Raw genomic sequence first — 3,293 nt, 5'->3', positions numbered from 1 at the left:
ATGACAGGATATTTGTTTCTAATTCTTTATAATCTACCAAACCAGTAGTTCTATTTGCTTGACTCATATCAAACCTCCATTTTTTATATCAATTTATTACTTTTTTTTCGGTTTGACACACTTTTTTGAACGTTCCCTGTGTTTTTTTGTTATCCGAGTAATTGACATTGGAGCCCAGTATCAGCTACTAGAATGACAACATTTTTTACTTAAGTCTTCGCATATTAACCATAGAGTTATTATTTTACAAGTATTTGTTGCCGCTGATCTTCTATTTTTACTTCTTCCATTTGGGTTAAGAGATTGTGCGTGAGGGTTGCTCTTGAAGTTGCCTTGCAAGGAAAAAGTCTTTTTCCTCCCGATCTTGGAGTTGCTTTGCAAGCAAGAAATCCTATTGTTCTTATGTTTGTTTTGCTAAGACTTTATTCTTATTAAGCAGTGGTTAAAAATGAGCATGGCTTTTATTATAGAATGCCCCCTATAGAAGTATGTTGATAAAATGCTTTTCCTACACGTGCTTCTTCCACACTGCATCTTCTTGATAAGACTGGCTCCTCAAGGCATTTTATACGTTGCTGTACATCATTAATGCACTGCGCTATAACATCACCAATGTTTCCATCAGCATTTTTTGCCAATAACTCATCAAACCTCTTCTCAACCTCTGCTCTCTCAGAGATATCCTTTGAAAGGTTACAATACTCCAAAATTTCATCTAATTGAAGTTCTTTTGCTAATTGAAAGTCTTCTTGCTCTTGAATTTCCTTGGTTATAACCCTAGCTCTAGAGTAATGGTTTCCACCCAGGTATATTACTTCCTTCTTCTTATTGCCCCATAATTCATCTTTCCTTACATACTCAGGATTTATCATGTTTGGGTCTGGTTTATATATTGTCATACCTTCCTGACCCTCAAAATATGCTTCGATTTCAGTATTAGATAAAGAAGCTAAAATAGGGATTTCACCGTGAAAAACAAAATACCCTTGTTTTTGTATTGCTTTGAGGTAAGTCTGATAGAAGTCTTTTTGACCAATAACTGAATCTAATATTCTGTCGTTATTAATTATATATTCCTCTTTATATTTTTCTTTAGTAAGCGTGGTGTCAAGTCTATATGCACAAGACTCAAGCTCTTCCTCTACTCTATTATACAATGTTTTCTCATTTTCTTTCTTTAGTAAATCTTCAATACTAAGTAAATCTCTTTGCTGCGCATTACGCTCATTATATGCATTGGTAGCTTGCTTTATTACTTCATATATTTCATTACAAAATTTTTCATCTTCAGAAAACTTTTCTATAATGTTATTTTTTAAAGCTTTCGTTCTTTCAACACTTTCATTTATTACATCGTCAACTTTTTTATTTATTTCCTCAATGAGCTCTTTTCATCTCTTTTGGTACATTAAGCACTTCCCCAGTGTTACTCAATAGATCTACAAAGAATGTTCTCAAGTGTTGCTTAAGAGCATTTGGCATTTTCGGATCATTCAATGATTTAAACTGATTTAAAAATTCGCGCCACTCTTTACGCATTGCTTGAGCTTTGTCAGTTTTGTATACATTAGAACTATTTTCACCAAACACGGCATGGAAAAAGCAATTGCCATCTCCTGCAGTATCATACTTAGCTACTTGACTGCTAGAAAGTTTTTGTTCCACATCACTAACGGACTGCCCTACAACATCACTAAGTTTACCTTCATAGAAATCGTTAGGGCAAGAATTACTATTTAAAAGAGTTATTTCTTGCCCAAAGCTCTTGAACCTTTTCGGACTTTCAACACCGTGAAAACCACTTGATGATTTCCGTTTCCTAGGTACATTCATTTGCCCTAATATCCTGGGCCTTCCTATTCCAACCTCAACATCATGAAAGTCACTTGGTAGTTCCCGTTTCTTAGCTGTAGTCATAGTTTTTACTTTAATTTAAGCTATATACCAACAAAATTGTAACTAATTAAGTATAGCAGAAATTTTTAAATTATGCAATAGTTATAATTTTACATAGCAAATATGAGCTTTAACTGTGGCATAGTTGGACTGCCAAACATAGGAAAATCAACTTTATTTAATGCGCTTACAGAGTCAAGTGCAGCTGAAGCTGCAAACTATCCTTTCTGTACAATCGAGCCAAATGTTGGCAAAGTGCCAATACGAGATCAGCGTTTGAAACAAATTGCCGCAATTGCTCACTCAGGGAAAATAATCTACAATCAACTGGAAGTTGTCGATATTGCCGGCTTGGTTAAGGGTGCGAGCAAGGGTGAAGGACTAGGAAATAAATTTTTGAGTCATATCAGAGAAGTTGATGCCATTGTTCATCTGCTCAGGTGCTTTACGGATGACGATATTAGCCACGTACACAGTAAAATAGATCCAATATCAGATGCTGAAGTGGTAGAAATGGAATTAATCCTAGCTGATATTGATAGCATAGAAAAAAGGCTTCCTCAGTTGGAAAAAAAAGCAAAACAAGGCGATAAAGAGCTAAAGAGACAACTTGAGCTAATGCAAGAGGTATTAGCTACTTTAAAACTCGGTAAACCGGCAAGAAGCTTGGAGAATATCAATGAAGATGAGATGAAGTCGCTTCAATTGCTAACAACAAAGCCCATTATGTACGTTTGCAATGTTGAAGATACAAATGTTATAACTGGCAATGAATTATCTAAAAAGGTAGAGAGAATGGCGGAGGAAAATAAAAGCAAATTTTATTGCATTTCAGCAAAACTTGAAGCAGATATTGCAAACCTTGATAGCGAAGAGGAAAAACAGAGTTTTTTATCAGAATTTGGCTTACAAGAATCAGGCCTTGATGGAGTAGCGCGTATCATGTATGAAGTGCTGAGTATGATAACTTTCTTTACTGTAGGGCCAAAAGAAGCACGTGCATGGCCAATAAAGATAGGATCAACAGCTGACAAAGCAGCAGGTGTAATTCACACTGATTTTGAAAAAGGCTTTATAAAAGCAGAAACGATAAGCTTTGCAGATTATGTAAAATATAGAAGCGAATTAGCCTGCAAAGATGCAGGCAAAGTTCGCTTCGAAGGCAGAGAATATGTAGTGCAAGATGGTGATATAATGCACTTTAGGTTTAATGTGTAATTAACGAAAACGATCATAAGATCTATACTCTGGGTTTGATTTGGGAACGTTCAAAAAAGTGTGTCAAACCGAAAAAAAAGTAATAAATTGATATAAAAAATGGAGGTTTGATATGAGTCAAGCAAATAGAACTACTGGTTTGGTAGATTATAAAGAATTAGAAACAAATATCCTGTCAT

The 3,293-nt window shown here is 35.0% G+C and carries 3 protein-coding genes; 1 reads left to right on the top strand and 2 read right to left on the bottom strand.

The window, feature by feature from the left end; genetic code table 11:
• Positions 1-464: 464 nt before the first annotated feature.
• A complete protein-coding gene (locus JR312_RS06315; protein WP_264331045.1) occupies positions 465-1,157 on the bottom strand; it encodes a hypothetical protein in 693 nt (230 codons plus the stop codon).
• 220 nt (positions 1,158-1,377) lie between these two features.
• Entirely contained in the window at positions 1,378-1,917 is a 540-nt protein-coding gene (locus JR312_RS06310) for a hypothetical protein (protein ID WP_416647987.1), read from the bottom strand.
• Positions 1,918-2,019: 102 nt separating this feature from the next.
• On the opposite strand from JR312_RS06310, the gene ychF reads away from it, so the two are divergent.
• On the top strand, positions 2,020-3,114 hold the full coding sequence (gene ychF, locus JR312_RS06305) for a redox-regulated ATPase YchF (protein WP_264331043.1): 1,095 nt from the start codon (positions 2,020-2,022) through the stop codon (positions 3,112-3,114).
• The last annotated feature ends 179 nt before the right edge of the window (positions 3,115-3,293 follow it).

It is taken from the genome of Wolbachia endosymbiont of Nasonia giraulti (assembly GCF_048054155.1).
GTDB lineage: Bacteria > Pseudomonadota > Alphaproteobacteria > Rickettsiales > Anaplasmataceae > Wolbachia > Wolbachia pipientis_C.
Note: the sequence above shows the minus strand (reverse complement) of the source record. Positions and strands in the feature narration are given on the sequence as shown.